The sequence below is a fragment of the Thermocrispum municipale DSM 44069 genome (assembly GCF_000427825.1).
Taxonomy (GTDB): domain Bacteria; phylum Actinomycetota; class Actinomycetes; order Mycobacteriales; family Pseudonocardiaceae; genus Thermocrispum; species Thermocrispum municipale.
On the sequence record NZ_ATYT01000003.1, the window covers coordinates 628,368 to 654,325 of the forward strand.

The window sequence follows — 25,958 nt, forward strand, 5'->3', positions numbered from 1 at the left end:
TCACGCCTGCGGCGTGCTGTGCCGCCGCGGGTCGTCGGGCTCCGGTTCGGCGGCCCGCGGTGTGCGCTGCGGCCGGAGTTCCCGCCACGCGCGGGACAGCTGGTCGCGCAACGCCAACGGCTCGGGGTGGACCAGCGCCCGCGCGGCCACGTAGCTGGCGGCGAACACCATGGCCATGTACCACCAGTTGTAGAGCGCCTGCTCACCGGTGGGATAGAAGGCCAGCACGAGGAAGACCGAGCCGCCGATCACCACCGCCATGGCGCGCGCAGTCCACGCGAATCCGGCCGCGACGACCAGCGCCCAGGAGAAGTACCACGGCAGCGTCGGCGGGGCCAGCAGCGCCACCGCCAGCAGCGTGATGGCCAGGTGCTTGACCGCGGTCACGCCACCGTTGCGCGCCTGCCACCACTGCCAGACGCCGAAGCAGGCCAGCGCCAGCCAGGCCACGCCGCGGGCGCCGGTGATGAATGGCGACTGGGTGACCGGGACGAACAGGTCGGTGACGAGGTGAACGAGCTGGCCGATCCCGGTCGGGAAGTTCAACCAGTTGCGAATCTGCTGCGGGCCGTCGAGCGCGCCGAGCCATCCCAGGTTGACCGTGCCGAGCGACAGCCACGTGCCCGCCACGTAGACCACGCCGAACAGGCCGACGGCGGGCACCAACGCGGTGAAGAAGTTGCGTACCTTGCCGCGGTCGGCGGGCAGATGGTTGGCCCAGATCCACACGATGAACGGGAGCACGAGCGCGCCGGTCGGTTTGATCAGCATGGCCAGCGTGCCGAGGAACACCGCGAGCAGGTGTTGCCGCCGCAGCGCCGCCAGCACACCGCCGGCGAGGAAGGCGAGCATGAACAGCTCGTTGTGCGGGCCGCCCCACAGGTGCACCACCATCATCGGGCTGGCGACGGCGAGCCACATGGCGACCGGCACCCGGCCACCGAGGTGCTTGGTGAGCCGGGACAGCACCCACGCCAGGGCGAGCAGGCCGGGCAGCATCGCCAGTCGCATCCCGATGACACCGAGAATCGCGTTGTCACCGGTGATCGTGACGACGCCCTTGGAGATCACCAGGAACAGCGGGCCGTACGGCGACGGGGTGCTTTGCCACGCCTCGTAGACGTTCTGCACCACGGTCGGCAGCCCGGTCACCATGTTCGGCGCGCTGGTGTAGGGGTCGAAGTCGTACAGCAACGCACCCTGGGCGAGGTAGACGAACGCGTCCCGGGTGAACAGCGGCGGCGAGATGAGCAGTGGCGCCATCCAGCAGGCCGCTGCGACCAGCACCGCGGGGGTGTCCACCTTGCCGCGCAGGACGTACCGGCCGAGCCGGATCCAGGCGAACACGGTCAGCCCGAAGCCCGCGTAGAGCACCCAGGTGGCCAGCCACCGGCCGTGGCCGTAACGGATCCACGACAGGGGGCCCGCCCCGATGACCGGGTCGGAGATCAAGATGCCGCCCGCGCCGAGCGCGGCCAACATCATCAGCACGCTGCCGACCGTGCCGGCGGCTATCGTGCGCATCGGTAGGCGCGAGGCAACTACAGTTGCGCGCACCTCGCGTCGCGAGTGGTCCATATCGGAGATGAACGCTACACCGAGGCGCTCGGGCGCTGACCGGGCGCTACGGGTGGGATAGCATCCGCAACGATTCGACGTCGCGCATAGGAGTGCTCATGACCAACGCCCCTGTCAACGTCACCGTCACCGGTGCGGCCGGCCAGATCGGCTACGCCTTGCTGTTCCGCATCGCCTCGGGCCAGCTGCTCGGTGCGGACACGCCGGTGCGGTTGCGACTGCTGGAGATCCCGCAGGCGGTGCGGGCGGCCGAGGGCACCGCGCTGGAGCTGCAGGACGGGGCCTTCCCGCTGCTGGCCGGGGTGGACATCTTCGACGACCCGCGCAAGGCGTTCGACGGCGTGAACATCGCGCTGCTGGTCGGCGCCCGCCCGCGCACCAAGGGCATGGAGCGCGGTGACCTGCTGGAGGCCAACGGCGGCATCTTCAAGCCGCAGGGCGAGGCGATCAACGCGGGCGCGGCCGACGACGTCAAGGTGCTGGTCGTCGGCAACCCGGCGAACACCAACGCGCTGATCGCGCAGCAGCACGCGCCGGACGTGCCCGCCGAGCGGTTCACCGCGATGACCCGGCTGGACCACAACCGCGCCAAGGCGCAGCTGGCCGCGAAGCTCGGGGTGTCGGTGACCGACATCAAGAAGATGACCATCTGGGGCAACCACTCGGCCACCCAGTACCCGGACCTGTTCCACGCCGAGGTGAACGGCAAGGTCGCGGCCGAGGCGGTGAACGACCAGGAGTGGCTGGAGAACGAGTTCATCCCGCGGGTGGCCAAGCGTGGTGCGGAGATCATCGAGGTGCGTGGCGCATCGTCGGCCGCTTCGGCCGCGTCGGCCGCCATCGACCACATCTACGACTGGGTCAACGGCACCCCGGAGGGCGACTGGGTGTCGATGGCCGTGCCGTCCGACGGCTCCTACGGTGTGCCGGAGGGCCTGATCTCGTCGTTCCCGGTGACCTGTGCGAACGGTGAGTACTCGATCGTGCAGGGCCTGGAGCTCAACGAGTTCTCCCGCGGCAAGATCGATGCTTCGGTGCAGGAGCTGGCCGACGAGCGTGACGCCGTGCGCAAGCTCGGGTTGATCTGACCGGCAGGACGCGCGAAAGGCCCGGCACGTGCCGGGCCTTTCTGCTGTTCAGGCCCCGGTGGAGCCGCCGACGACGGCGTCGGACGCACCGGGTGAGCCGGTCCCGCCGGGCTTCTCCTCGGGCTTGGGCACGATGGACTCCAGCGATCCGCCGGAGTCGTTCACGCGCAGCACGAACGTGCGCATGCTGCTGTAACGCACGACCGAGATGGACGCCGGGTCGACGACGATGCGCTGGAAAGAGTCCAGATGCTGGCCCAACGCGTCGGCGAGCAGCGCCTTGATCACGTCACCATGGGAGCACAACAGCCAGACCGCGTGCTCGCCGTGCTCCCGGGTGATTTCCGCGTCGAGCCGGCGTACGGCCGCGACGGCACGGGCCGACACATCGGCCAGACCTTCGCCGCCCGGGAAGACCGCTGCCGACGGGTTGGCCTGCACCACCCGCCACAATGGCTCGTCCACCAGGTCCTTGAGCTTGCGCCCGGACCAGTCGCCGTAGTCCACCTCGGACAGCTGGTCCTCGACGATCGGCTCGAGGTTGCGCTCGCGGGACAACGGCTGCACCGTCTCCGCGCACCGTTGCAGCGGTGAGCGCACCACGGCGGCCAAGGGCACCTGGGCCAGCCTGCCGATGAGGTCGGTCGCCTGCCCGCGACCGGTTTCGTCCAGGCCGATGCCCGGTGTGCGGCCGGCCAGCACGCCCGAGCGGTTCGCGGTCGAGCGTGCGTGCCGCAACATGATCACAGTGCCCACGTGGTTCAGGTTAGCCCGCCGCGGCGGGTGCCGGGCGGTCAGATGTTCGGGCCTGCTTGCGGGTCGAGTGCTCCGGTGAACACCAGCACCAGCAGCAGCACGCCGAGCGCGATGCGGTAGAGCACGAACGGCGTGAAGCTGTGCCGCTTGATGTAGGCCATCAGCCACGCGATCACCGCGTAACCGACTGCGAACGCGACCACCGTGGCCAGGATCGTCGGACCCCACGCCGGCGAGTCGCCGTTGCCGATCTCGCGCAGCTCGTAGATGCCGGAGCCCATTACCGCCGGGACGGCCAGCAGGAAGGCGTATTCGGCGGCGTCGGCGCGGCGATAGCCGAGCAGCCGGCCCGCGGTGATGGTGCCACCGGAGCGGGACACGCCGGGGATCAGCGCCATCGCCTGGGCGAAGCCGAACCCGAGGCCGTGCGGGACGGTCAGGTGGTCCAGGTCGCGCTCCTGCCGCCCGTAGCGGTCGGCGATCCACAGCAGGATGCCGAAGACGATGAGCACCAGCGCGGTGAGCCGCAGGTCGCGGAACACCGAGTGGATCTGGTCCTTCAACAGCAGGCCGAGCACCACGATCGGGATCGAGCCGACGATGATCAGCCAGCCCAGCCGAGCGTCCGGATGGTGCCGGTAGTCGCTGCGGTACAGCGAGAAGAACCAGGCCCGTAGGATCCGACCGATCTTGCCCGCGAAGTAGATCACCACGGCCAGCTCGGTGCCGATCTGCGTGACAGCGGTGAACGCCGCACCCGGGTCACCCCAGCCCGCCAGGGCCGCGGTGATCCGCAGGTGCGCGCTGGAGGAAATCGGCAGGAACTCCGTCAACCCCTGCACGATTCCCAGAATCGCCGCTTCCAACCACCCCACTACGCAACTCCTGCCTTGTTGAATGCTTCTGCGGCCGCGCGCAGCGTCGCGACCGTCTCGTCGTGTGAACCCTGGTGTGCCGCGAACGGCTGAATGTTGAGCGTGCCGACACCGGCCTCGGCGTAGGCCTGCAGCCGGTCGGCGATGCGATCGATGGGACCGAGCAGCGACGTGGCGTCCAGGAACTCCAGCGGCACCGCCTGCGCTGCGTCGTCGTACTTGCGCTCGAGGTAGAGCTGCTGGACCTGGTCCGCTTCGCGTTCGAACCCCATGCGGCGGGCTTGCGCGTTGTAGAAGTTCTTCTCCCGGCTGCCCATCCCGCCGAGGTAGAGCGCGGCGTTGTCGCGTACGGCGTCCGCGCATTCGCGCCAGTCGTCGCCCACCACAAGCGGCACCGACGGAGCGATGTCGATGTCGGCAAGTGACCGCTGTGCACCCTCGGCACCGGCGCGCACGTGGCGCAACTGGTCGTCGGCATGCTCCGGCGAGAAGAAGATCCCGAGCCAGCCGTCGGCGATCGCGCCGGTCAGCTCCAGGTTGCGGGGGCCGATCGAGGCCAGATACACCGGTAGGTGCTCGCTCGGCGGGTAGACCTGCAGGTGCAGCGGCTTGCCCGGACCGTCCGGCAGCGGCAACGGGTAGTGCTTGCCCTGGTGGTGCAGCTTCTCCCGGCGAAGCGCTTGCCGGACGATCTCGACGTACTCGCGGGTGCGTGCCAGCGGTGCGTCGAACCTGACGCCGTGCCAGCCCTCGGAGACCACTGGCCCGGACACGCCCAGGCCGAGCCGGAAGCGTCCGTTGGACAGGATGTCCAGCGTTGCCGCCGTCATGGCCGTCATGGCGGGCGTGCGCGCGGGGATCTGGAAGACCGCCGCGCCCAGGTCGATCGTGGTGGTCCGCGCGGCCAGGTAACCCAGCACCGTGGCGGCGTCGGATCCGTAGGCCTCGGCCACCCAGACAGCCGAGTAGCCCAGCCGTTCCGCTTCGGTCGCCAGGTCGAGCTTGGCCTGTGCCACTGCCGGGGTGGTGTCCGCGCCGGACCAGTACCCGAGGTTCAGTCCTAATCGCACGGGGACGGACTCTATGGCGCGCTCGCGGCGCCGACGGCACGGGGGTCGAGCGATTGGATCACCACTCGCATAGGCTGCGAGCATGCGGCAACGGCGGCTGGGTGGATCGGGTCTGCGGGTATCCCGGATGGGCCTGGGCACGATGAGCTGGGGAGAGGCCACCGACGCCGACGAGGCGGCAAGTCAGCTGGTGGCCTTCGTCGACGCGGGCGGCACATTGGTGGACACCGCGGACGTGTACTGCGACGGGGAGAGCGAGCGGATCCTCGGGGACCTGCTCGGCGACGTCGTGCCGCGTGACGACATCGTGATCGCCACCAAAGCGGCGGCCAAGCGCAACGACGGGCCGTTCGGGTCCGGGGCGTCTCGGGGTGCGCTGCTGAACGCGCTCGAAGGCTCGCTGCGGCGGCTGCAGGTGGACCACATCGACCTGTGGCAGATCCACGTCTGGGACGACGAAACTCCGTTGGAGGAGACGCTGGCGGCGGCCGACCATGCGGTGTCGTCGGGCAAGGTCCGGTACTTCGGCGTGAGCAACTACACCGGGTGGCAGTTGGCCGCCGCGGCCGAGATCCAGAAGCGCGGGCCGAATCCGATCGTCTCGGTGCAATCGGAGTACTCGCTGCTGGAACGCGGGATCGAACGCGAGGTCGTGCCCGCGGCCCGGCGTTACGGGATCGGGTTGCTGCCGTGGGCTCCGCTGGGGCGTGGCGTGTTGACCGGCAAGTATCGCGGTGGCACGCCGTCGGATTCGCGTGGTGCCGATCCCGGCTACTCCAGCTACGTCGAGCACCATCGGCACGACCGTGCGGCCCGGATCGTGGAGGCGGTGGCCACCGCGGCCGAGGGCCTCGGGACGTCCCCGCTGGCGGTTGCGCTGGCCTGGGTGCGGGACCGGGAGCAGGTGGCGGCGCCGATCGTCGGGGCACGCGACACCGGCCAGCTGACCGGATCGCTGGCGGCCGAGGAGTTGGAGTTGCCCGCGGAGATCACCGCCGCGCTGGACGACGTGAGCGCCATCGAGTTGGGCTATCCGGAGCGGCGGCGTGGTTAGACGAGCAGCGTGTGTGCTGGTCGCAGTGCTGGCGCTCGGCGCGTGCAGCTCGGACGACGGCACCGGTGCGCCGGACGATCCACTGCAGGTCACCGGCGACCTGACCGCCGCGACCCCGGCCCGCTCCCCCGCCACCAGTACGAAGCCGGCGGGCAAGGTTCGACAGGGCGAGCCGCCGAAGGCCGCTCATCGGACTGCTCAGCTCGGTGCGTGGACGCTCGTCGCGCGCGGCAAGCAGGGCATCGAGGTTCGGCGAGACGGCAAGCGCGTGAAGATGATCTCCGACGACCTGGCCAGCGCGGATCAGGTTTTCGTCGTCGACGGGCAGGCCGCGGTGCTGGACCGGCTGCGGAGCGCCGTCTTCCAAGTCGATGTGCAGGCAGGAAAGGTGCGTCTCGGGTTGCGTGCCGGGCAGGGAGCGACGAACGGGACGGTGGACGAGTTCGGCCGGATCCTGGTGGTGGACACGCGCAACGAGGCCCTGCTGGCGTTCGGCATGGACCCGTTCCTGCTGCGTCAGCGCTACCCGGTGCCGGGATCGCCGTACGGGATCGCCTACGACGCCAAGCGGAACATCGCCTGGGTGACGGTCACCGAGACCAACGAAGTGGTGGGGTTCGACGTGGCAGGCGGCGAGCCGCGAGAACGATACCGCTTCCCTACCGTTCGGCAACCGAATTCCGTTACCGTCGAGGAACGCACAGGTGACGTGCTGGTGGCGTCGGCCGCCGGCGAAGGGAACCAGGTGATTCGACCGTGACGACCGGGGCGGTGGGCGAAGGAGAGAGCCAGACGGCGGTGGTCGACGGGAAATGGGAGTACCGCCGACTGCGGATCCCGCCGGGAGTGTCCCGACCGACGGCTGCGATGCAGCTGGCCATCCATGCCGAGTTCTCCGGCTGGGAGCTGTCCAACGTGCGGCTCTACTCGGACGGCTCGCGCCGAGTGTGGCTCAGACGCAAGCAGCAGCCTTCCTTGCCCGGCTTGATCACCTGAGCACGCTGCCGGTCAGCAGCTGCGCAGGAACCGATCCAGCACCCGGGTGCCGAACTTCAGCGCGTCGACCGGGACCCGCTCGTCCACGCCGTGGAACAGCGCGGTGAAGTCCAGGTCGGCGGGCAGTTTCAGCGGCGCGAACCCGAAGCAGCGGATACCGAGCTTGCTGAGTGCCTTGGCGTCGGTGCCACCGCTGAGCATGTAGGGCAGGGTGTGGGCCTCGGGGTCCTCCTCACGGACCGCGGCCTTCATCGCTTCCACGAGCGGTCCGTCGAACGTCGTCTCGATCGGCGGCAGCTCGAACCATTCGCGCTCGACGTCCGGGCCGAGGATCTCGTCGAGTTCCCGGTTGAACGCCTCCATCCGGCCCGGCAGGATGCGACAGTCCACAGTGGCTTCGGCCACCGACGGGATGACGTTGGCCTTGTAGCCGGCGTCGAGCATCGTCGGCGTCGCCATGTCGCGCAGCGTGGCGCCGATGACCCGGGACACTCCCCCCAGCTTGGCGACGGCGGCGTCCAGGTCGTCCTCCGGGAACTCCATGCCGGTGATCTCGGTGACGCCGGCCAGGAACTCACGGACCGAGTCGGTGAGGACGAGCGGGAAGCGGTGGTTGCCGAGCCGGGCGACCGCTTCGGCCAGCTTCGTCACGGCGTTGTCGTGGTTGATCATCGAGCCGTGCCCGGCCCTCCCCCGCACCCGCAGGGTCATCCACCGGATGCCTTTCTCGGCGGTCTCGATGAGGTAGGCGCGTTGGTCGTTGTTCAGCGTGATGGAGAACCCGCCGACCTCGCCGATCGCCTCGGTCGCGCCGGCGAACAGGTCCGGGCGGTTGTCCACCAGCCATTGGGCGCCGAAGGTGCCTCCGGCTTCTTCGTCGGCGAGGAAGGCGAAGATCAGGTCGCGAGGCGGGACGATGCCCTCGCGCTTGTAGTAGCGGGCGATGGCCAACGTCATGCCCAGCATGTCCTTCATGTCGACCGCGCCGCGGCCCCACACGTAGCCGTCACGGATCGCCCCGGAGAACGGATGCACGGACCATTCGGTGGGGTCCGCGGGCACCACGTCCAAGTGGCCGTGGATGACCAGGGCGCCACGCTCCGGGTCGGCTCCGGGTACCCGGGCGAACACGTTGCACCGGTTCGCCGCGCCGGACTCCACCAGCTCGGTTTCGTAGCCGACCTCCTGGAGCTTGGCGGCGACGTATTCGGCGGCCTCGCGCTCCCCGACGACCGTTTCCGGATCACCGGTGTTGGTGGAGTCGATCTGGATGAGTTCGCTGGTCAGTACGACGGACTCGGCTGCCGCGGCGTCGAGTCCGCGGGCAGCGGCCGGGCTTTCGTGGTGGGCGCACACATAGGGATTCCTACCATTGCCGGCGGCCACCCCGCGCGCGGCCGCGGTCGGCACGCCGTGGCGTGGCTAACCCTCACCCCCCCGTGCATGGATCTTGCTCCATCCGCTACCCTGGACGCCGCAAAGTCCGGGTGGCGGAATGGCAGACGCGCTAGCTTGAGGTGCTAGTGCCCGTAAAGGGCGTGGGGGTTCAAGTCCCCCTCCGGACACGGTTGTTGTTCACCCGCAATGCGGGCTGGATGGTCACAGTCGCGATCTTGTCCTCGGGTTCGTAGAGGACGTCCAAGCTCAGCGTCGAGTAGAGCTCGGCAAGCCGCTCCGGCTTGGCCGTGTTCAGGGAATCTCCGACATCGGCGAGCGAGTCGATCATGGCGTAGCCCTCTGCCTCTGTGATGGCGTCTGTGGCTGCCGCCGTGCTGGGAGCGGCCCTGGCTGCGTCACGTTCGGCGAGGGCGGCGTTGACCGGCTCGACGAGTGCGGCGGGGTTTACCCCGGCTTCGATGGCGTCCTGCAAGCCTCCGTGGCAATCCTCATCGTCTGGCGATGGTTGGCAGGGCAGCACGTGCGGGAGATTCACGAGAACCCGCGCTACACCGCTACGCCTTCTTCTTCGGGTGCTGGCACCGCCTTGCCGGCCAGCAAACACTCGACAGCGGCGAGGATCTTGCGCCGGTTGCGCGCCCCGTCGGCCGATTCGACCTACCGGGCCGCCTGGACGCCGCGCCAAGATGAATCGCGTCAGAGTGCTCGCCGTGCTTCCGGCGTCTCACTCGCGCACCGGACACACCGACGGCCGGTCTCGGCCACAGGTTGCCGCTCATCCCGGCGGACGTCCGGGAGGCATCGGCTCATGCCCGCCGCTCGTGCTCCTCGACGAAGCGCGCGAGCGATTCGCTGGCCGACTTGATGTGATCGACCATCGCCTGCCGTGCCGCTTCGGCGTCCTGTGCCAGGATCGCTTCGGCGATCCGTTGATGCTCCCGCAGGTTCTGCTTCAGCAGCCGCGTGTTGCCCGCATACGCCGGGTAGCTCGAGTTGAGCGGAAGCCTGCGGCCGATGTCTTCCAGGCTGAGCATCAGTTGCCGGTTGCCCGACCCGGTCACGATCGCGCTGTGGAAGTCGCTGTTGGTCCTCGACCACCGCTCGTTCGCCTCGTCGGACTCCGACAGCTCGGGGCTGCCGGTGTACCGGTCGATGGCCTCGGCGAAGTCGTCGAGCGCGCGCTGCATCTGCGCCACCTGCGCGTCGTTGATCCGCTCCACGGCCAGCTCGGCGGCCAGTCCTTCGATGGCCGCGCGGACCTGTCCCAGCTCGCGCACGTCCCGGCCGGAGTGCCCGTTCACCCGGGCACCCCGGTTCTTGACGATCGTGACGATGCCACGGGCGTGCAGCACCCGGAGTGCTTCCCGCACCGGAGTCCGGCTCACCCCGAACTCCTCGGCGATCGAGTTGTGCCGCAACCACGAGCCGACCGGGATGGCGCCGTTGAGGATCCGGCGCTGCAGCTCGTCGGCCACCCGGTCGCTGATCGACTCGGAACCCTCGATGTCATCCATATGGGATACGCACTCCTCGCGACGGAATCCTCACCCGGGCTGTTGGCATGTAACGGGAGGATTATGCATCCACCCTAGTGATCAGCTTGCCGGGTGATCCGCTCGAGACGTTTACTGCTCGTGGTCAGCACCATCCCCAGCGCGAGGACCAGCACCAGGGGTACCAGTTGCGTCAGCGGCGCCAGCGCCCACGCTTTCGCGGTGAGCACCGCGCCCAGTGCGGCTCCGCCGATCAGCCCGAGCAACAACGCGGCGTTGCGCCCGACGCTGCGGACTCCTCCACCGGTCGCCAGCCGGACGACGAGTCCGGTGAGAGTGCCGGTCAGGTAGGTCGTCGACAAGCCCCCGGCACCGAAGCGCTGCACGGTGCTGCTCTGCAGGCCCAGCGCCAGAGCGTGTCCGCCGAGCAGGATCAACCGCACCGTTTCGCCGCGCTCGGGTCCGGTGACCCACCAGGCGATCGAGAGCATCACGGTCAGCGCGGTCTGCACCGCCAGCGCACGGGTGACAGCGGCAGGCCACACCGGATCACCGGATTGCGGCAAGCCGGCCAGCCGTGCGCCGACGGCGCACCCGACGACGAAACTGACGATCGCGCTGACGGCCAGCACGATCAGGCTCCCGTCGCCCGTCGCCGCGCCGACACCGGTGATCACCATGTTCCCGGTCATCACGCTGGCGAACGCTCCGCCGAGCGCGAGGAATCCGATGGCGTCCGTCGCCCCGCTGGTGACGGCCAGCAGCACCGCGAGGCGGTCCCGGACACGTTCCTGCGCGGCGCGACGGGCGTCGTCGCGCTCCAGCTGGTCAGCCCCAGGCATACGTGACGCGCTTCTCCTTCGGCTCGACGAAGTCGTTCGGGTCGATGATGTCGTGGTTGCGACCCGACAACCCGCGGCCGTTGGACTGCGGCTTACCCGGCTCCTCGGTCGCCGATTCCCGCACCAATTCGATGATGTAGTGGGTGACCGGGTGGTCCTCGAGATTCTTCAGCCGGTGCGGCTTGAGGCCACCTTGCCTGCCGACGGTCTTGAAGAACGCATAGCCCGCCTCGGCGTTCTGGGCGTGGCTGAATTCTTCCTCCTCGTCGAACTCCATCGACGCGGCACGGCCCGGATGCGGCCACAGGATCAAGTGGTCGTACTGGTGCGAGTGGTAGAAGATCGCCTCGCCGGGCTGCAGCGTCATCGCCCACACCCGCACGTGCTCATTGGCGAAGATCAGTTCGTTTCCCGGGTCGGTGGGGAACCCCTGCGGGGTCTCGCTCATGATTTCTCCTTGGTTTGTGGTCACTGCCGGCTGGCTTCGGATTCGCGAACTTCCTGCAGGTACGCCGTGACGGCTTCGGCGGTCGCCGGCACGTTGCGGTCGATCGAGCCTGCGACGCCTGCCTGCGCGCGGTCGACGTAGGGGCGCTGACGCTCCTCGTACTCGGTGAAAGCGGCCGCAAGGTCGTCCGGGTGCTTCTCCAGCGCCTCGGCGAGGAAGTAGCTGCCGCTGATGGCGAGCGATGTGCCACGCCCGGACAGTGGTGCGGCACAGTGCGCCGCGTCCCCGACCAGTACCACCCGGCCTTTGGACCACGTCGGCATCTTGGTCTGACCGCATTCGTCGAAGTACAGGCCGTCGCTTTCGCCCATCCGCGCGACGAGCTCCTGGATCCGCCACACGTCGTCCTGGTAGACGCCGCGCAGGACCTCGTGGACGGCTGCCGGATCGCGATAGTTGATGTCGAGCTTCGGCGACCGGAAGTACCCGGCCACGATCTCCTCGTCCGGCGTCTGCAGCAGGCTGAGCATCCGGCCGGGCGCCAAGTGCATCTGCCCGGGCGTTCCGGCAGGTGCGGGCGGGCCGATCGGCGCGAGGACGACGTAGACGCCGAGGAAGTTGACGTAGTCCTCTTCCGGGCCGAACACGAGCGCGCGGGTCCGGGAGTGAATTCCGTCGGCACCCACCACCAGGTCGTAATCGTCCTCGGTGCCGTCACTCAGCACGACGTGTACCGAGTCGCCGTTGTCGGACAGCTCGGTGACCGTCGTGGAGAACCGCACATCGGTGTTCTCGTCGAGCGCGCCGGTGAGGATGGGCATCAGCTTCGGCCGCGGGATCTCGATGTCGTCCGGCCGGTCGTTGGCGTACCTGGTGGAGAAGCCCGCGACGCGCTTCCCGTCGTCGTCGACGTACTCCGTGCCGACGGTCATGCTGATCTCGGCGGCCCGCATCTCGTGGTAGATGCCCATCTCCCGGACCATGTCCAGGGCATCGCCCCGCACGTCGATCGGCGAGCCGGTCGTCCGGACGACGGGTGCCTGTTCGATCAGCGTGACTGTGTGGCCGCGGCGCTGCAGGGTGATGGTGGCGGCCAGGCCGGCCACACCGGCCCCGGTTACCAGAATTTTCATGCGTATCCGATCTTGTTGTGAGGTGAGCAGCGGCGAGCCGCCCGGCTGTTACGTACCGATGCGATTCGCCAGAACGTGTTCCCGGACGAGCCGGGCGACGGGTTCCTTGAACTCCGAGCTCAGGCCGTGCCGCGCGTCGGGCACGCATACGAAGGTGGCATTGGGGATCCGCTCGGCGATGAACCGCCCGTCGTCGGGGCTGGCCAGCGGGTCGTCGGCGCCGTAGATGAGCAGCGTCGGGGCCTTGATGGTCCGCAGTTCCTCGTCCAGATCGTGCGTCCGCAAACACTGGATCCGGTACGAGTCGGGGTCACTGACCTGCCCGGCCATCATGGTGCGCAACCGCTCCAGCTGCGCCGGATCGGACTGACCGGCCGGGCTGAGGATGGCCTGCACCATGATGTCGAAGCGTTCCTCGGGCGGACGGGCCAGAGCGGCCTTGGTGAACTCGTTGATGTTCCGGAAGCTCGCGGGGGCCGCTCCACAGATCAGGCTCTGCACACGGTCGGGATGGCGGATCGCGATGTGCAACGACACCGCGCCACCGAACGAGAACCCCATGATGTGGGCCCGCTCGATCCCAAGGGCGTCCAGCAGGGCCACGCTGTCATCGGCGATGTCGCCGATCTCGTAGGGGTCGGTGCAGCGGAAGCTGTCCCCGACGTCTCGCTGGTCGTACGAGATGGCGCGGATGCCCTCGCCGAGCAGTGGGGCGAATCCGGCGTACTGCCCACGGTGAGACTCCCCGCCGTGATGCATGAGCAGGACTTCACCCGAGCCGAGCTCGTGGTAGGCGATCGGTCCGTTGGTCGTCTCCGCCACCTTGACGGTGCTGAAGCTCATCGCGTCGACCTTCTCCTTCCGGATGAGTGAATCCAGTTTATCACTTATTGCATCCCAAATTGAGTGAAATGGTGCCAGTTCCTTCATTCGTGGTACGGGCGGGCGAGTGCGCTACTGCTCGACGCGCGGGATCGAGGCGACTAGCCGCTTGGTGTAGTCGTGCGCAGGCCGGTCGAGGACGTCCGGTGTCTGGCCGGACTCCACCACCTTGCCGTGGTTGAGCACGTACACCCGGTCGGTGATCTGCCGGACGACGGCGAGGTCGTGGGTGATGAACACGTAGGTCAGCCCGAGGTCGGCCTGCAGTTCGCGGAGCAAGTTCAGGATGTGCGCCTGGACGGACACGTCGAGGGCGGAGACAACCTCGTCGCACACCACGATGCGCGGGTTACGGCTCAGCGCGCGAGCGATGGCCACCCGCTGGCGCTCGCCGCCGGACAACTGGCCCGGCCAGCGGTGCGCGTATCCGGCAGGCAGCCCGACTCGTTCCAACAGCTCGGCGGTCGCCGCCTCGAGATCGTCCGCTCCGGACAGGCGCAGGCCCTCGCGAAGCGTGGAGCCGATCGTCCTGGTGGGGTTCAGCGTCGACATCGGGTCCTGGAACGCCATCTGGGCAAGCCCGCGCACCGTCGCCCATTGCTGTCTGGACACCCGTTTCGCGGCCAGCTCCACGCCGCCTACCCGCACACTTCCCGCGCTGGGCCGGGTCAGCCCGACCATCATGCGAGCCAGCGTCGTCTTGCCCGAGCCGGACTCCCCTACCAAACCGACGCTTTCCCCGGCGTACACGTCCACGTCGACACCGTCGACAGCGACTTTGTCCTGATAGTTCTTGCGGACCGCACGCATCTTCACGAGGAGATCGCCTGGCTGGACCGTCTCCGCACCGGCAGCGGGCCCGCCGGCCGCCTCGTCGGTGATCAGCGTGATCTCCTCGGCGCGATCGCACCGAACCCGATGTTCGCCGGACTCGTCAGTGATGCGTAGTGAGACCGGCGAATCGGTACAGGCGGCTACGGCGTAGGAGCAGCGCGGGGCGAAGCGGCACCCGTCCGGCCTGCTACCGGGCGACGGGACCGAGCCGGGAATCGTCAGCAGACGCGGCACCCGATGATCCAGCGGCGGTTCGGCGGCCAGCAACGCCGCCGTGTACGGATGTCGCGGCTGGGTGCGGATGGCGTCCGTCTCCCCCACTTCCACGATCTGGCCCGCATACATCACGTAGACGCGGTCGCAGGTGGCGAACGCGACGCGGAGGTCGTGGGTGATCAGGATCAGGCCCAGCTCGTGGGTCTTGCGCAACCGGTCGAGCAGCTTCAGCACTTCCTGCTGCGTGGTGACATCCAAAGCGGTGGTGGGCTCGTCGGCGATCAGCACCCGCGGGTTCTCCGCGATCGCGGCCGCGATACCCACCCGCTGGCGCATCCCGCCGGAGAGCTGGAACGGGTACTTGCCCGCCACGGCCGGATCGGTGATGCCGACCTCGTTCAGCCTGGCCACGGCCTCGGCTCGCCGCTCCGCCTTGGACAGCTTGCGCCCGTCCTCGCCGCGCAGCGCCGCGGTGACCTGGTCGCCGACCTTCAGCACCGGGTTCAGCATGGTGAACGGGTCCTGCATGATGAAGGCGATCTCGTTGCCGCGCAGCCTGCGCCGCGCCGCCTCGCTGAGCCGCAAGAACGACGTGCCCGCGACGCTGACGTCGCCTTCGCTGGTCAGCTCGGGCGGCAACAGGCCCAGAAGGGCGCGGGCGGTGACGGACTTGCCGCTACCGGACTCGCCGACGATCGCGATCGACTCCCCCGGCGCGACCCGCAGGCTGATCGACTCCGCGATCGGTCTGCGGGCGCGACCTTGTTCGAGCCAGACGCTGAGCGAGTCCGTGGCCAGACCGGTCTGCCGCCCGGTCGAGATGGTCGGGTTCATCGTTGTCTCCTCGCCTGGTCGTGCTTGCGCTGGAGGTATTCGCCGATCAGGTTGGTCGAGACGGCGAGCAGCACGATCGCCACCGCGGGAACGACGGCGGGCCACACATTGGTGAAGATCGTCGCCCGGTTGTCCGAGACCATCCGGCCCCAGTCGGGCGCCCCGGGCGGGGAGCCCAGGCCGAGGAACGACAGCGACGAGAACTCCACCACGCCGTAGGTGAAGACCAGGAAGAACGTGGCGACCATGTTCGGCACGATGGTCGGCACCAGGTGCGTCAGAACGACCCGCCACGTGGGCAGGCCGAGCGTGACCGCGGCTTCCATGTACGGCAGATGTGCCCGCTCCATGACGGCGGCGCGCAGGTTGCGCACGTGCAGCGGAAGACCGAAGACGATCAGTACCGCGAGCGTGATGCCGAACCCTCCACCGGTGACCCCGGCGACCACGATCGCCACCAGCAGGGCGGGCACCGAGTACAGCAGGTCCACCAGGCGGCTGATCACGGTGTCGGTGCGGCCACCGAAATAGCCCGCCGCCACGGCCAGCAGAGTGCCGATGACGGTGACGCCGATGGCCAGCAGGAGCGGGCCGAGCAGTGACGTCCGGGCTCCGGCGATGATCCGCGAGAACATGTCACGGCCGAGCTGGTCGGTGCCGAGCAAGTGCTCGCCGCTCGGTCCTTCCAGGCTGACGGCGGCGTCGATGGCGCCCGGGTCCGCCGGGGCCAGGCCGGGGAAGATCGCGCAGGCGGCGACGGCGAGCAGGAAAAGCCCGGCCAGCGCCGTCAGGACCGGGATCCGCGGCACCCGGAAGCGGGCGGCGCGAGAACGGTTGGAGGTGGACGTGGAGTGTGGCACCGCGGTCATCGTGCGGACTCCAATCGGACGCGCAGGCGGGGATCGACCAGCATGCAGAGCAGGTCGACGACGAGGTTGACCACCACGACGAGCAACGCGGCGCACAGCGTCACGCCTTGAATCACGGGCATGTCCTGGTCGTGGATGGCCTCCACCATGAGGCTGCCGATGCCCGGCAGGTTGAACACGCGCTCGACCAGGATCAACCCGGTGAACAAGCTGACCACGATCGTGCCGGACAGCGTGATCAGCTGGACGCCTGCGTTCCGCAGCACGACGTTGCGCAGCGTCCACCAGCGTCCAAGACCCCTGGCGCGGGCGAACAACGCCTGGTCCTCGGCGAGGATCTGCCCGATCCGGACCCGGCTGATCCTGGTGGTGATGGCCAGCACGGCGATGGCCATGGTGGTCGCGGGCAGGACGAGGTGGGCGATGGTGTCGAGACCACCGTCGCCGATCCCCAGCGCCGGGAACCAGCCGAGCTCGACACCGAAGAACCACGCGAACACCGTGCCGACCACGAACGCCGGAGTGCTCGCCCCGAGCGTCGTCATGCCCAGCGCGAACCGGTCGATCCGGGACCCCGCCCGGTAGGCCGTGACGATGCCGATCGCCACACCGGCAACCAGGGCGATGACCCAGGTGAACAGCAGCAGCGGTACCGTGACCTGAGCCGCCTCGCCGAGCAGGGCGGCCACCGGCCTGCGCTGGATCACCGACTCACCGAGCTCGCCGTGCAGCAGCTGGCCGAGATACGTCCAGTACTGCTCGAGCAGCGGCCGGTCGAAGCCGTAGATCTGCCGGATGTTCGCCAGTTGTTCCTCGGTCGCCAGCTTGCCCGCGATGGCGTACTCCGGCCCGCCGGGTGCGGCATGGACGAACAGGAACACCACGAAGCTCACCACGAGCATGACCACGATCGCCGCGGATATCCGCAGCAGCACGTAGCGCAGCAAACCTGGTGGGATGCCGCCTGGGCGTTTGCGGGTGGCTGCCGGGGCTTGCGTAGTGGTCATCGGTTCACCCCCACCAGCAGGTCCCAACGCTGCATCCACCAGTAGTTGGTGAATCCGTCGATCGTCATCGGCTTCTTCAGGCCGAACGTCATGTCGGGAATCGCCAACGGCAGCGACACGCCGGCGGAGTGGTAAGCCTCCAGCCCCGACAGCAGCGCTTGCCCCCGCTTCGCCTCGCCGACCGGGATGGCGTGGCTGCGGGCCAGCGCCTCGTCGGCCGCCGGGGTGTTCTGGCGCGTCAGGTTGAGGTGCGACTTCGCCGGGACGAAGTAGTCCATCGGCATGACCGGGTCGGGGGCGTTGCTGGAGAACTGGAACAGCAGGACGCCTTCGTGCTTGCCGCGCAGGATGACCTCGACGTAGTCGTCACCCTTCTGCTCGAGCCGGACGTCGATTCCTACCCGCTTGAGGTCCTGCGCCAGCGCCTGCGCGACGAGGCTGGCGTCCGCGTCGGTGGACTCGACCGGGAGCGTCACGCTGAACCCGTTCGGTTTCCCGGCCTTACGCAGCAGCCGTTTCGCCAGGTCGGGATCGAACGCGTTGTCCTTGTCGAACTTGCCGAGGGTGTTCTCGACCGCATGCGGGCTCGCGACGCGTTCGAGCGTGGACGCCGACACCAGGGTGCGGGCCACCTGCCCGTTGCCGGCCAGCGCGGAGTCGACCACGCCTTGCCGGTTGATGGCGTGCCGGACCGCGGCGCGCACGTCCGGATCGTCGAACGGCGGCTTCGTCACGTCCATCATCAGCATGATCAGTGACGTGCCGTCGATCGTGGTGAACGTGAAGTCCTCGACGGTCCGCACCGCTTTGATCTGGCCGGTGGGGATTTCGAAGATCGCGTTGGCTTCGCCGGAGTGCAGCGCCAGCAACCGTGCCGAGTCGTCCGACACGATGGTGAAGGTGATCGACGCGAACGGTGCCTGGTCGCCCCAGTAGTCCGGGTTGCGCCCGATCGTCATCGTCTTGTTGGGCTCGAACTTGACCAGCTGGTACGGGCCGCTGCCCAGCTGCCCCACATCCGGGGTGCCCACTTTGTCCCCGTGCTTGTCGTAGAACGCTTTGCTGACGATGCCGGTACGGGCGACGGTGTAGAGGAACAGTGAATGCGGTTGGGCGAGCTCGACGGTGAGGGTCTTGCCCGAGACGTCAATCGACTTGATGGCTTTCATGACGATGTGCGTGGTGCTCATGTGGTCGTCGCGCATCGCCTGCTGGAAGGTGAACTTCACGTCCTCGGCCGTCAGCTCACTCCCGTCGCTGAATCGCACGTCGTCGCGCAGTTCGAACACGAACTTGGTGGGCGAGACCTGATCGAACGACGCGGCCACGTTCGGCTGGAAGCCGTCCCCGTCGTAGCGGATCAAGGGTTCGTTGACCAGCAGCAGCACACCTTGCGTGGTCACCCCGCCTTGCCACTGGTCGAACACCGGCTGCATCGCCTCGACCAGAACATGCAGCTCGTCGGGCTGACCGGAAGAGCCCGCGCCGCTGGACACCCCGCAGGCGGCCAAGCCGGTGAAGACGGTCAGCGCGGCGAGGGCCGCGGATAATCGTCGGCGCACGCGCCGTAAGCTCCCGTGCGGTTTCATGGTGTTGTCTCCTCGTGCCGGGTGAGCGGTGAACTTCGTCAGACGTGCGGTACGAGCTGGGGCTTTCGACGCCGGGTGAGCCGGTGGGGCTATCGCCCCACCGCGTATCCCTGTGCGCCACGCGGGTTGGCGCCCGCGCGCATCTGGCCGGTGACCGGGTCCCGGTCGACGGCGGACAGCCTGCCGAGGTTGCCGGGGTTGGACACGGTGACGGCGTGTCCCCGGCGGCGCAGGCCTTCGATGACGTCCGCGCCGAGGGCCGCCTCCACGACCAGGCCGCCCGGGGTCCATTCCCGGGGCCAGAAAGACTGCGCGACGGCGGTGGTGTGGAACATCGGTGACTCGATCGCCTGCTGCGGGTTGTAGCCGCCGACCAACGTGCGCAGCAGATACAGCAGTTGCCACTGGTCCTGCTGGTCCCCGCCGGGCGAGCCGATTGCCGACACCGCGACGGAGCCGCGTTCCAGGATCGTCGGGGTCAGCGTCGTCCTGGGCAGGCGGCCGGGGCGAAGCGCGGACGGGCTCGCCGGGTCGAGCCAGGTCATCTGCAGGCGGGTGCCCAGGCAGAAGCCGAGTTCGTCGATCGCGGGATTGGACTGCAGCCAACCGCCGGACGGGGTCGCGGACACGACATTGCCGTGCCGGTCGATCACATCGATGTGGACGGTGTCGCCGCGGGTTTCCCCGGTCGGGCGCACGGTCGGTTCGCCAATTCCGTAAGCGTTGGACACCGCGGCGTCCACCTCTGCTTTGGTGCGCAGCGGCGGGAAATACGGGGGCGTGCCGGGAATCGTGCCCGGCCGCCATTCCGCCGACGCACGAGAAGTGATCAGTGCGGCACGCTGTTTGGCGTACTCCGGCGAGAGCAGGGTGCGCAGGACTTCGTGGTCGTCGCGAGCGTCGCCGTAGTAGGCGTCGCGGTCGGCCATCGCGAGTTTGAGGGCCTCGGCGATGGTGTGCACGCCGCGCTCGGTCGACGGATCGAGGTCGGCGTCGTCGAAGTGGTCGAGGATGGCCAGCGTCTGGAGCAAAACCGGACCTTGCGACCAGAACCCCGCCTTGACCACCGTGGTGTCCCGGAACGTCAGCCGTACCGGGTCCTCCAGCCGCACGGTGAACTCGGCGAAGTCGTCGACCGACAACACGCCGGCGTAGTCGTTTCCATCGGCATGCCGGTGCCGGGTCTGGGCCGCTCGCGCGGCGGCGGTGGCGACGAATCCGGTCTTCCATTCGCGCAGCGCGGCATCGATGCGAGCTTCCCGTGTCGCCCCGGCGTCGGCGGCTGCAATGAGGCGGCGCAACGTACGGGCGTACTGCGGGTTCTTGTGCAGCATCCCCGCAGCGGGCGCCTGACCGTCGACCAGCCATAGCTTGGCGGATTCCGGCCAGTGGTCGCGGAAGAGACCGGCGACAGAGGCGATGGTGCCGGCCGCGTTCGGCAGCAGCGGATGCCCCACCTCGGCGTAGTGCAGGACGTACGACAGGACGTCCCGCAACTCCCACGTGCCGAACTCGCGCAAGATCACCAGCCAGGCCTCCACGGCGCCAGGCACGGCACTGGCGAGCGCTCCGGAGCCTGGGACGAATTCCAGCCCGAGCGACCGGTAGTGCGCGATGTCAGCGCCCTGCGGCGCGGGACCTTGCCCGTTGACCACCATGGTGTCCTCGCCCGCGGGAGTGACCAGGGCGACGAGGTCTCCGCCGGGCCCATTCAGATGCGGTTCCACGACGTGCGTCACGAATCCAGCGGCAACGACGGCGTCGAACGCATTCCCGCCGCGCTCCAGCACGCTTTGCGCCACGGCGGAAGCGACCCAGTTGGTCGACGCGGCCATCCCGAACGAGCCGGTCAGGGCGGGACGGCTCAAGTGGTCAGGTGGAGCAGTGAACATGGCGGAAGTATGCAGTCTTCTGGAGTTGGATGCAATCCCGAAATGATAGGATCCTCGAGTTGTAACGGTGCCGAAATCGCTGCCGCCTGTGGCTACCGTCGTCGGTGGCGCGGACCGGAGCCGGGCCGGCGGGACGTGACGATCATCGTGCAAACGGCCGGCGCCAACCAGCTCGCCCTGATCGCCTGGGGACTTGCTGGAGTACCACCAATAACGATGGGAATCGGTCCGGTACCGGCGACGGCAGACGCCATGCGGCGAGCGGGGTTGCGGCTCGTCGACGACGCGCGAGGGCCGTTGCCCACGCCGATGCCTTCGCGATCAATGTGCTGCGTCAGGATGAACCGGACTGACGTTGCTGCCAGCGGTCCGCAGCTCCTCGCGGTGGCAAGCGCCCGCGTGGCGCCCGGCTCAACGGATCGAGGGCGGGCAGATGGTGGGTGTCGTGGAGGCGAACAATGGGCAGGAGGGTCAGCTGCCCTCGTCTTGCTGGGCATTTCGTACCGTGCCGGCCTCGTCGAGGTGCTGGACCATGACACGTTCGGCCTTGACGGCGTCGCGTTTCGTGAGGGCCTCCACCAGCGCGCCGTGGTGTTCGAGGAAACGTTTCGCGTTCGACGGTTCGTGCCACAGCGATGTTCTCAGCGGCACCGGATGGTTGCGCCACACCGTGTCGAGGTGGTCGGCGAGCAATGCAGGCCCACCCGCACGCGCGATGAGGTCGTGGAATCGTCTGCTGTCCTCAGCAAGATTCTCGACACGACCCGCCTCGAAGTCGCGCAACATCTGCTCGTGCAACTCGCGCAGGGTCGCCAGTTCGTCATCCGTGATCCGCTCGGCGGCCAACCGCGCGCAAAGTCCCTCGATAGCGCCGCGCAGGAGGTAGAGCTCGAGCACCGCCTCCCTGCTCAGTTCGGACACGGTCGCACCGCGATGAGATCGATATGAGATCAGCCCTTCGCTTTCCAGCCGACGCAATGCCTCGCGTACGGGAGTGATCGAGACGCCAAGCCTTCGGGCGATCTCGTCTTGAGGTACTGGGGCGCCGGCCGACAACTTGCCGCTGATGATCTCCTCGCGTAGCACCTGGTGCACGTAGTCAGCTTTGCTACCCGGTGGACGTGGCCGTGTCGGCCTCGCTGAGACCACGCGAGCTCCCTCCAGACATCAGCGGACGTCCCTCACAGTAGCCGAGCGTCACTGCGGGTCAGCCGGAATGGCCGCCCTGACGGAGAAAACAAGGCCTTGACCGCAAGGATGCATTTTATAAGATGCATCCTGTGAATCCACTCTCCGGAATCAAGGTCGTGGACGTCTCGACGCTGTTCGCGGGCCCGACGGCAGCCATGCTCATGGGCGACTTCGGTGCCGACGTGATCAAGGTCGAACACCCGCGACGCGGCGACCCGTCCCGCGGGCACGGATACGCCAAGGATGGTGTTGGCCTGTGGTGGAAGGTCCTGTCCCGCAACAAGCGCACGACAGCGATCGACCTGTCCGCCCCGGAAGGTCAACAGTTGCTCAAGCGCATCCTCGCCGATGCCGACGTACTGATCGAGAACTTCCGTCCCGGCACCCTCGAGCGCTGGAACCTCTCTCCCGCGCAGCTGCACGAGGTCAATCCCCGGTTGGTGATCGCCCGCTTCACCGGATTCGGACAGGTCGGTCCCAAGTCGAATGAACCTGGTTTCGGCACCCTGGCCGAGGCGATGAGCGGCTTCGCGGCAATGACCGGCGAGCCCGACGGCCCACCGACCCTGCCACCGTTCGCGCTTGCCGACGGAGTCGCCGGGCTTGCCGGGGCCTACACCATCATGGTCGCGCTGCAAGGCAGGCAGAAGTCCGGCAAGGGTCAGGTGCTGGACCTGGCGATCATCGAGCCGATCCTGACGGTGCTCGGCCCCCAGATCACGGCGTACCGCGCGCTCGGCGTGGTTCCGGAACGCACGGGCAATCGGTCGTTGAACAACTCGCCGCGCAACATCTACCGCACCCGCGACGGGCGGTGGCTCGCCGTCTCGACCAGTGCGCAGTCCATCGCTGAACGGGTGATCCGGCTTGTCGGCAGACCGGACTTGGTCGACGAACCGTGGTTCTCCTCCGGCCGCGCCCGCGCCCAGCACGCTGACGAGCTCGACGCAGCGGTCGGCAGCTGGATCGCCGAGCGAGACGCGGACGAAGTCATCGCTGCATTCCGGGAAGCGCAGGCTGCCGTCGCCCCGGTGTACGACGTCGCGGACATCGTCGCCGACCCACAGTTCCAGGCGCTCGGCACGATCGTCGACGTTCCAGACCCCGAGCTCGGCACTGTGTCCATGCAGAACGTGCTGGCACGCCTGTCGGATACACCCGGCGAGATCCGGTGGGCCGGCCCTCGCTTCGGTGAGCACACCTCGGAAATCCTCGCTGAAGCGGGCGTTCCGACCGACGACATTGCGGCACTACGCGAACGTGGAGTGATTGCCTGATGCCGACGTCCGTGCCGGTCACCTCGCTGTACGTACCTGCCAGCAGGCCCGAGATGCTGCCCAAAGCGCTGAACAGCGGCGCCGACGTCGTCCTCGTCGACTTGGAGGACGCGGTCCTGGCAGGGCAGAAAGAAGCAGCCCGAGCCAACGCCCTCGCGCTGCTCGACGAACTCCCCGACGAACCCGCCGTGCAGATTCGTGTCAATCATCCTCGCGGGGATTACGGGATTCGCGATCTGCTCGCACTCGGCCGGCATCCGGTGTTCCGGCAGGGGCGTGTCGGATTGCGTATCCCTAAAGTCACTGCTCCGGACGACGTCGACGTGGCGTTGCGACTCCTCGGAATCGACGACGTCGAGTCGGCTCCACCGGTGCACTGCCTGCTCGAATCCGCGGCGGGTGTGGAGAACGCGAACGCCATCGCCCGCCATCCTGCCGTCGTCGGTCTCGCGCTGGGCGAAGCCGATCTGGCGGCCGAGCTGTCCCTCGAAGGTGAGGAGGCGTACACGTGGATCCGTAGCCGGATCGTCGTCGCAGCGGCTGCGGCAGGCCTGCCGGCCCCCGCTATGGCGGTTTACACCGACCTCGACGACCTTGCCGGGCTCGCGAGGTCCTGTGCCCGCGGAAAAGCCCTCGGCATGTTCGGGCGCAGCGCGCTGCATCCCAAACAGCTTTCCACGATCAAATCGGCATTCGCCCCGACCGACGACGAGATTCGTCGGGCTCGCGAGGTCGTCGCAGCAGCGGCGGCCGGAGAGGCAGACGGCACCGGAGCTCTCGCACTCCCGGACGGTCGGTTCATCGACGCGCCGATCATCGAGTCCGCCCGTCGCACCCTTCAGCTGGCAGAACAGCTCAGCTGATGCGTTCTTCCGTTCCTGTTCCTACAACGAAGTGGATCCCTCATGCTTGGCATCTGGGCGCTGGTCGCCTACATCGCGATCATCATCGCGTGGAACGGCGTGTTCAAGCGCAATATCGGGGAAGCCATGATCCTCGGCTTCGTAGCAGTTGCTGCGTTCGGCGGCAGCTCGTTCCTCGACATCTTGTGGGCCGGGCTCAAGGGCGCAGCCACCGAGGAAATCGTCTTCGCCGCGTTGACTTTCGTGTTCATGGGATTCGTCCTCGGTAAGACCGGAGTTGTCGATCAGCTCATCGCGATGCTGAATTCCCTGTTGGGTCGACGTCGCGGCGGCGCGGCATATGTGTCGACCGTGGCCTCCGGCCTGTTCGGCGCGGTATCCGGATCGGGATCAGGAAACGCTGCTGCCGTGGGCTCGGTGACGATCCCGTGGATGGAGAAGTCGAACTTCAGCCCGAAGCTTTCCGCCACCATCGTCGCGGGCAACGCCGGCCTCGGCATCGCCATCCCGCCCAGCTCTTCGCTGTTCATCCTCACCGGATCCGCTGCTGTCGCGAGCTACGTGACAGCAGATCAGCTCTTCGTCGCGTTGTTCCTGGGCGGCGCTTGGACGCTGCTGTACCGCTTGATCCTCGTGTACTACTTCGTGCGCCGCCACAAGATCGGCGCAGTCGATCCGACGCTGATCGAACCCTTCAAGCGAACGTTCGCCGCGGGCTGGTCCAGCCTGCTGGTGTTCATCGGCATCATCGTGCCCGTGTTGCTGACGTCCGGACCCACCGGCGATGCACTTGTCTCGTGGATCGGAGAAGATCCGGCGGACGAGATCTCGATCATCACCTGGATCCCGGTGCTCGTCACGATCATCGGGCTCATCCTCGGGCGGAAAGCCTTGCCTCGGCGGGCATCCGGTTGGTGGCAACTCCTCGGAGAGGTCGGGCCGCGCTACGCCGTCATCGGCGCGACACTGTTCTTCGCTTTCGCCGCCGCCGAATCGCTCGGTGAGCTCGGGCTCGCCGAGCAGCTCGCTTCGCTACTGGGCGAGCTCGACTTGCCGCCGTTCCTGGTGGCTCTCGTGATCGGCTTGATCGTGGTCGGTGTCGCTGCGCCCCTGACTGCAACCGCGACCGTCGCGGCTGTGGGCCCGGTCGCGTTCACCACATTGCTGGCCGCGGGTGTGTCACCGATCCCTGCCGCCGTCGCGATCCTCGTCTTCGCCTCGACCGAGGGTGCGTCCCCGCCCGGTGCCGCACCAATCTACATCGCCAGCGGCATCGCACGCGTCAACCCGGCACGAACGTTCGTTCCGCTGGTTGTCTGGTACGTCCTGCCGATCCTCGTCATCGGCTCGCTGATCGCGGTCGGCGTGCTGCCGGTCTGATGCCAAAGGAGACTTGGATGATCACACGAACGTTGGACATCACTTTCCGCGTCAGCTTGGCCTTGTTCCTCATCGGTGGCGTGGTTGTGGTCGTGACACAGGCGATCGGGCTCGTCGTCCGAAACGGGCCGCTCGTCGAATCAGTTGTCGAATGGGCTGGTACCCCGACCTATGTCCTGGCCGGGATCGCCGGTCTGCTCGGCTTCGTCCTGTCCTATGTGAAGGGCTGGGACACCAGCGACTGAGACCCGGGTAGTTTCCACGACACCGACGCCGAGCGGCTCGGCGTCGGTCGTCACGAGCCGGCGGAACGTGGGTGAGCCACACGTGGTACCGATCGCTAGGGATACCGCGGGTGTCCTGGACGATGCCGCCAGCGGCTCGGGGTGAACA

General features: G+C 68.0%; 25 protein-coding genes and 1 tRNA gene. 9 read left to right on the forward strand and 17 right to left on the reverse strand.

Going from position 1 to position 25,958, the window contains the following annotated elements; genetic code table 11:
- Complete coding sequence (gene mptB / locus YWM_RS21945; RefSeq protein WP_245565890.1) at positions 1-1,524, reverse strand: polyprenol phosphomannose-dependent alpha 1,6 mannosyltransferase MptB; 1,524 nt, start codon at positions 1,522-1,524, stop codon at positions 1-3.
- Positions 1,525-1,676: 152 nt separating this feature from the next.
- Between mptB and YWM_RS0102925 the strand changes: the two genes are divergently transcribed.
- Positions 1,677-2,666, forward strand: a complete 990-nt coding sequence (locus YWM_RS0102925) for a malate dehydrogenase (protein ID WP_028849451.1) — start codon at positions 1,677-1,679, stop codon at positions 2,664-2,666.
- A gap of 48 nt (positions 2,667-2,714) precedes the next feature.
- Here YWM_RS0102925 and YWM_RS0102930 read toward each other — a convergent pair whose 3' ends face one another.
- The 3 genes from YWM_RS0102930 to YWM_RS0102940 are packed head-to-tail and all read right to left on the reverse strand — an operon-like array spanning position 2,715 to position 5,367.
- Positions 2,715-3,422 (reverse strand): histidine phosphatase family protein, encoded by a 708-nt coding sequence (locus tag YWM_RS0102930; protein ID WP_028849452.1) that lies wholly within the window; start codon positions 3,420-3,422, stop codon positions 2,715-2,717.
- Positions 3,423-3,460: 38 nt separating this feature from the next.
- On the reverse strand, positions 3,461-4,297 hold the full coding sequence (locus tag YWM_RS0102935) for an undecaprenyl-diphosphate phosphatase (protein WP_028849453.1): 837 nt from the start codon (positions 4,295-4,297) through the stop codon (positions 3,461-3,463).
- Positions 4,297-5,367, reverse strand: coding sequence for an LLM class F420-dependent oxidoreductase (locus tag YWM_RS0102940; protein ID WP_028849454.1), 1,071 nt, complete (start codon positions 5,365-5,367; stop codon positions 4,297-4,299). Before YWM_RS0102940 ends, YWM_RS0102935 begins: the two co-directional genes overlap by 1 nt.
- 82 nt (positions 5,368-5,449) lie before the next feature.
- On the opposite strand from YWM_RS0102940, the gene YWM_RS0102945 reads away from it, so the two are divergent.
- Genes YWM_RS0102945 through YWM_RS0102955 form a run of 3 tightly spaced genes read left to right on the forward strand, consistent with a single transcriptional unit; the run spans position 5,450 to position 7,417 of the window.
- Positions 5,450-6,421 carry an aldo/keto reductase gene (locus YWM_RS0102945; RefSeq protein ID WP_028849455.1) on the forward strand — a complete coding sequence of 324 codons (972 nt, stop codon included), beginning with the start codon at positions 5,450-5,452 and terminating at the stop codon, positions 6,419-6,421.
- On the forward strand, positions 6,414-7,181 hold the full coding sequence (locus tag YWM_RS0102950) for a YncE family protein (RefSeq protein WP_028849456.1): 768 nt from the start codon (positions 6,414-6,416) through the stop codon (positions 7,179-7,181). The genes YWM_RS0102945 and YWM_RS0102950 overlap by 8 nt, the downstream gene beginning before the upstream one ends.
- A complete protein-coding gene (locus YWM_RS0102955; protein ID WP_245565891.1) occupies positions 7,178-7,417 on the forward strand; it encodes a DUF5703 family protein in 240 nt (79 codons plus the stop codon). Before YWM_RS0102950 ends, YWM_RS0102955 begins: the two co-directional genes overlap by 4 nt.
- A gap of 12 nt (positions 7,418-7,429) precedes the next feature.
- Here YWM_RS0102955 and YWM_RS21950 read toward each other — a convergent pair whose 3' ends face one another.
- Positions 7,430-8,773 carry a M20/M25/M40 family metallo-hydrolase gene (locus YWM_RS21950; RefSeq protein ID WP_052344488.1) on the reverse strand — a complete coding sequence of 448 codons (1,344 nt, stop codon included), beginning with the start codon at positions 8,771-8,773 and terminating at the stop codon, positions 7,430-7,432.
- A gap of 125 nt (positions 8,774-8,898) precedes the next feature.
- Here YWM_RS21950 and YWM_RS0102965 point away from each other — a divergent pair.
- Positions 8,899-8,982 (forward strand) — tRNA-Leu (locus YWM_RS0102965).
- Here YWM_RS0102965 and YWM_RS25515 read toward each other — a convergent pair.
- From YWM_RS25515 to YWM_RS21965, 12 genes are all read right to left on the reverse strand, one after another.
- Complete coding sequence (locus YWM_RS25515) at positions 8,964-9,287, reverse strand: hypothetical protein (protein ID WP_028849458.1); 324 nt, start codon at positions 9,285-9,287, stop codon at positions 8,964-8,966. The genes YWM_RS0102965 and YWM_RS25515 overlap by 19 nt on opposite strands.
- Positions 9,288-9,621: 334 nt before the next feature.
- The gene (locus YWM_RS0102975) at positions 9,622-10,329 is read right to left on the reverse strand and encodes a GntR family transcriptional regulator (RefSeq protein ID WP_028849459.1); all 708 of its coding nucleotides are present in this window, start codon (positions 10,327-10,329) and stop codon (positions 9,622-9,624) included.
- Between the two features lie 74 nt (positions 10,330-10,403).
- A complete protein-coding gene (locus YWM_RS21955) occupies positions 10,404-11,150 on the reverse strand; it encodes a DUF1275 family protein (RefSeq protein WP_052344489.1) in 747 nt (248 codons plus the stop codon).
- Positions 11,137-11,598: a hypothetical protein gene (locus YWM_RS21960; protein WP_052344490.1), complete on the reverse strand. Its 462-nt coding sequence runs from the start codon at positions 11,596-11,598 to the stop codon at positions 11,137-11,139. Before YWM_RS21960 ends, YWM_RS21955 begins: the two co-directional genes overlap by 14 nt.
- 20 nt (positions 11,599-11,618) lie before the next feature.
- Complete coding sequence (locus YWM_RS0102990) at positions 11,619-12,731, reverse strand: FAD-dependent monooxygenase (RefSeq protein ID WP_028849460.1); 1,113 nt, start codon at positions 12,729-12,731, stop codon at positions 11,619-11,621.
- A 48-nt stretch (positions 12,732-12,779) separates the two neighbouring features.
- Positions 12,780-13,574, reverse strand: coding sequence for an alpha/beta fold hydrolase (locus YWM_RS0102995; protein ID WP_052344492.1), 795 nt, complete (start codon positions 13,572-13,574; stop codon positions 12,780-12,782).
- A gap of 111 nt (positions 13,575-13,685) precedes the next feature.
- A complete protein-coding gene (locus YWM_RS0103000; protein WP_028849462.1) occupies positions 13,686-15,497 on the reverse strand; it encodes a dipeptide ABC transporter ATP-binding protein in 1,812 nt (603 codons plus the stop codon).
- Complete coding sequence (locus tag YWM_RS0103005) at positions 15,494-16,366, reverse strand: ABC transporter permease (protein ID WP_052344493.1); 873 nt, start codon at positions 16,364-16,366, stop codon at positions 15,494-15,496. The genes YWM_RS0103000 and YWM_RS0103005 overlap by 4 nt, the downstream gene beginning before the upstream one ends.
- Positions 16,363-17,373 (reverse strand): ABC transporter permease, encoded by a 1,011-nt coding sequence (locus tag YWM_RS0103010; protein ID WP_084612147.1) that lies wholly within the window; start codon positions 17,371-17,373, stop codon positions 16,363-16,365. The genes YWM_RS0103005 and YWM_RS0103010 overlap by 4 nt, the downstream gene beginning before the upstream one ends.
- The gene (locus tag YWM_RS0103015) at positions 17,370-18,935 is read right to left on the reverse strand and encodes an ABC transporter substrate-binding protein (RefSeq protein ID WP_028849465.1); all 1,566 of its coding nucleotides are present in this window, start codon (positions 18,933-18,935) and stop codon (positions 17,370-17,372) included. Before YWM_RS0103015 ends, YWM_RS0103010 begins: the two co-directional genes overlap by 4 nt.
- Positions 18,936-19,051: 116 nt before the next feature.
- The gene (locus tag YWM_RS0103020; RefSeq protein WP_028849466.1) at positions 19,052-20,854 is read right to left on the reverse strand and encodes a gamma-glutamyltransferase family protein; all 1,803 of its coding nucleotides are present in this window, start codon (positions 20,852-20,854) and stop codon (positions 19,052-19,054) included.
- A gap of 471 nt (positions 20,855-21,325) precedes the next feature.
- Entirely contained in the window at positions 21,326-21,949 is a 624-nt protein-coding gene (locus YWM_RS21965) for a GntR family transcriptional regulator (RefSeq protein ID WP_211232410.1), read from the reverse strand.
- Positions 21,950-22,134: 185 nt separating this feature from the next.
- Here YWM_RS21965 and YWM_RS0103030 point away from each other — a divergent pair, with 185 nt between their 5' ends.
- The 4 genes from YWM_RS0103030 to YWM_RS21970 are packed head-to-tail and all read left to right on the forward strand — an operon-like array spanning position 22,135 to position 25,810.
- The gene (locus YWM_RS0103030; RefSeq protein WP_156914594.1) at positions 22,135-23,322 is read left to right on the forward strand and encodes a CaiB/BaiF CoA transferase family protein; all 1,188 of its coding nucleotides are present in this window, start codon (positions 22,135-22,137) and stop codon (positions 23,320-23,322) included.
- Positions 23,322-24,185 carry an HpcH/HpaI aldolase/citrate lyase family protein gene (locus YWM_RS0103035; RefSeq protein ID WP_043659172.1) on the forward strand — a complete coding sequence of 288 codons (864 nt, stop codon included), beginning with the start codon at positions 23,322-23,324 and terminating at the stop codon, positions 24,183-24,185. The genes YWM_RS0103030 and YWM_RS0103035 overlap by 1 nt, the downstream gene beginning before the upstream one ends.
- Positions 24,186-24,227: 42 nt before the next feature.
- Positions 24,228-25,565, forward strand: coding sequence for a TRAP transporter large permease subunit (locus YWM_RS0103040; protein WP_028849469.1), 1,338 nt, complete (start codon positions 24,228-24,230; stop codon positions 25,563-25,565).
- A gap of 17 nt (positions 25,566-25,582) precedes the next feature.
- A complete protein-coding gene (locus YWM_RS21970; RefSeq protein WP_156914595.1) occupies positions 25,583-25,810 on the forward strand; it encodes a hypothetical protein in 228 nt (75 codons plus the stop codon).
- Positions 25,811-25,958 lie beyond the last annotated feature (148 nt).

Bases quoted from the DNA above. Each gene is read 5' to 3' on its own strand.
- YWM_RS0103000 (WP_028849462.1), bottom strand. From the start codon at position 15,497: ATGAACCCGACCATCTCGACCGGGCGGCAGACCGGTCTGGCCACGGAC.
- YWM_RS0103035 (WP_043659172.1), top strand. From the start codon at position 23,322: ATGCCGACGTCCGTGCCGGTCACCTCGCTGTACGTACCTGCCAGCAGG.
- YWM_RS0103010 (WP_084612147.1), bottom strand. From the start codon at position 17,373: ATGACCACTACGCAAGCCCCGGCAGCCACCCGCAAACGCCCAGGCGGC.
- YWM_RS0102925 (WP_028849451.1), top strand. From the start codon at position 1,677: ATGACCAACGCCCCTGTCAACGTCACCGTCACCGGTGCGGCCGGCCAG.
- YWM_RS0103020 (WP_028849466.1), bottom strand. From the start codon at position 20,854: ATGTTCACTGCTCCACCTGACCACTTGAGCCGTCCCGCCCTGACCGGC.
- YWM_RS21970 (WP_156914595.1), top strand. From the start codon at position 25,583: ATGATCACACGAACGTTGGACATCACTTTCCGCGTCAGCTTGGCCTTG.
- YWM_RS0102990 (WP_028849460.1), bottom strand. From the start codon at position 12,731: ATGAAAATTCTGGTAACCGGGGCCGGTGTGGCCGGCCTGGCCGCCACC.
- YWM_RS21955 (WP_052344489.1), bottom strand. From the start codon at position 11,150: ATGCCTGGGGCTGACCAGCTGGAGCGCGACGACGCCCGTCGCGCCGCG.
- YWM_RS0103005 (WP_052344493.1), bottom strand. From the start codon at position 16,366: ATGACCGCGGTGCCACACTCCACGTCCACCTCCAACCGTTCTCGCGCC.
- YWM_RS21960 (WP_052344490.1), bottom strand. From the start codon at position 11,598: ATGAGCGAGACCCCGCAGGGGTTCCCCACCGACCCGGGAAACGAACTG.
- YWM_RS0102945 (WP_028849455.1), top strand. From the start codon at position 5,450: ATGCGGCAACGGCGGCTGGGTGGATCGGGTCTGCGGGTATCCCGGATG.
- mptB (WP_245565890.1), bottom strand. From the start codon at position 1,524: ATGCGCACGATAGCCGCCGGCACGGTCGGCAGCGTGCTGATGATGTTG.
- YWM_RS0102975 (WP_028849459.1), bottom strand. From the start codon at position 10,329: ATGGATGACATCGAGGGTTCCGAGTCGATCAGCGACCGGGTGGCCGAC.
- YWM_RS0103040 (WP_028849469.1), top strand. From the start codon at position 24,228: ATGCTTGGCATCTGGGCGCTGGTCGCCTACATCGCGATCATCATCGCG.
- YWM_RS0102995 (WP_052344492.1), bottom strand. From the start codon at position 13,574: ATGAGCTTCAGCACCGTCAAGGTGGCGGAGACGACCAACGGACCGATC.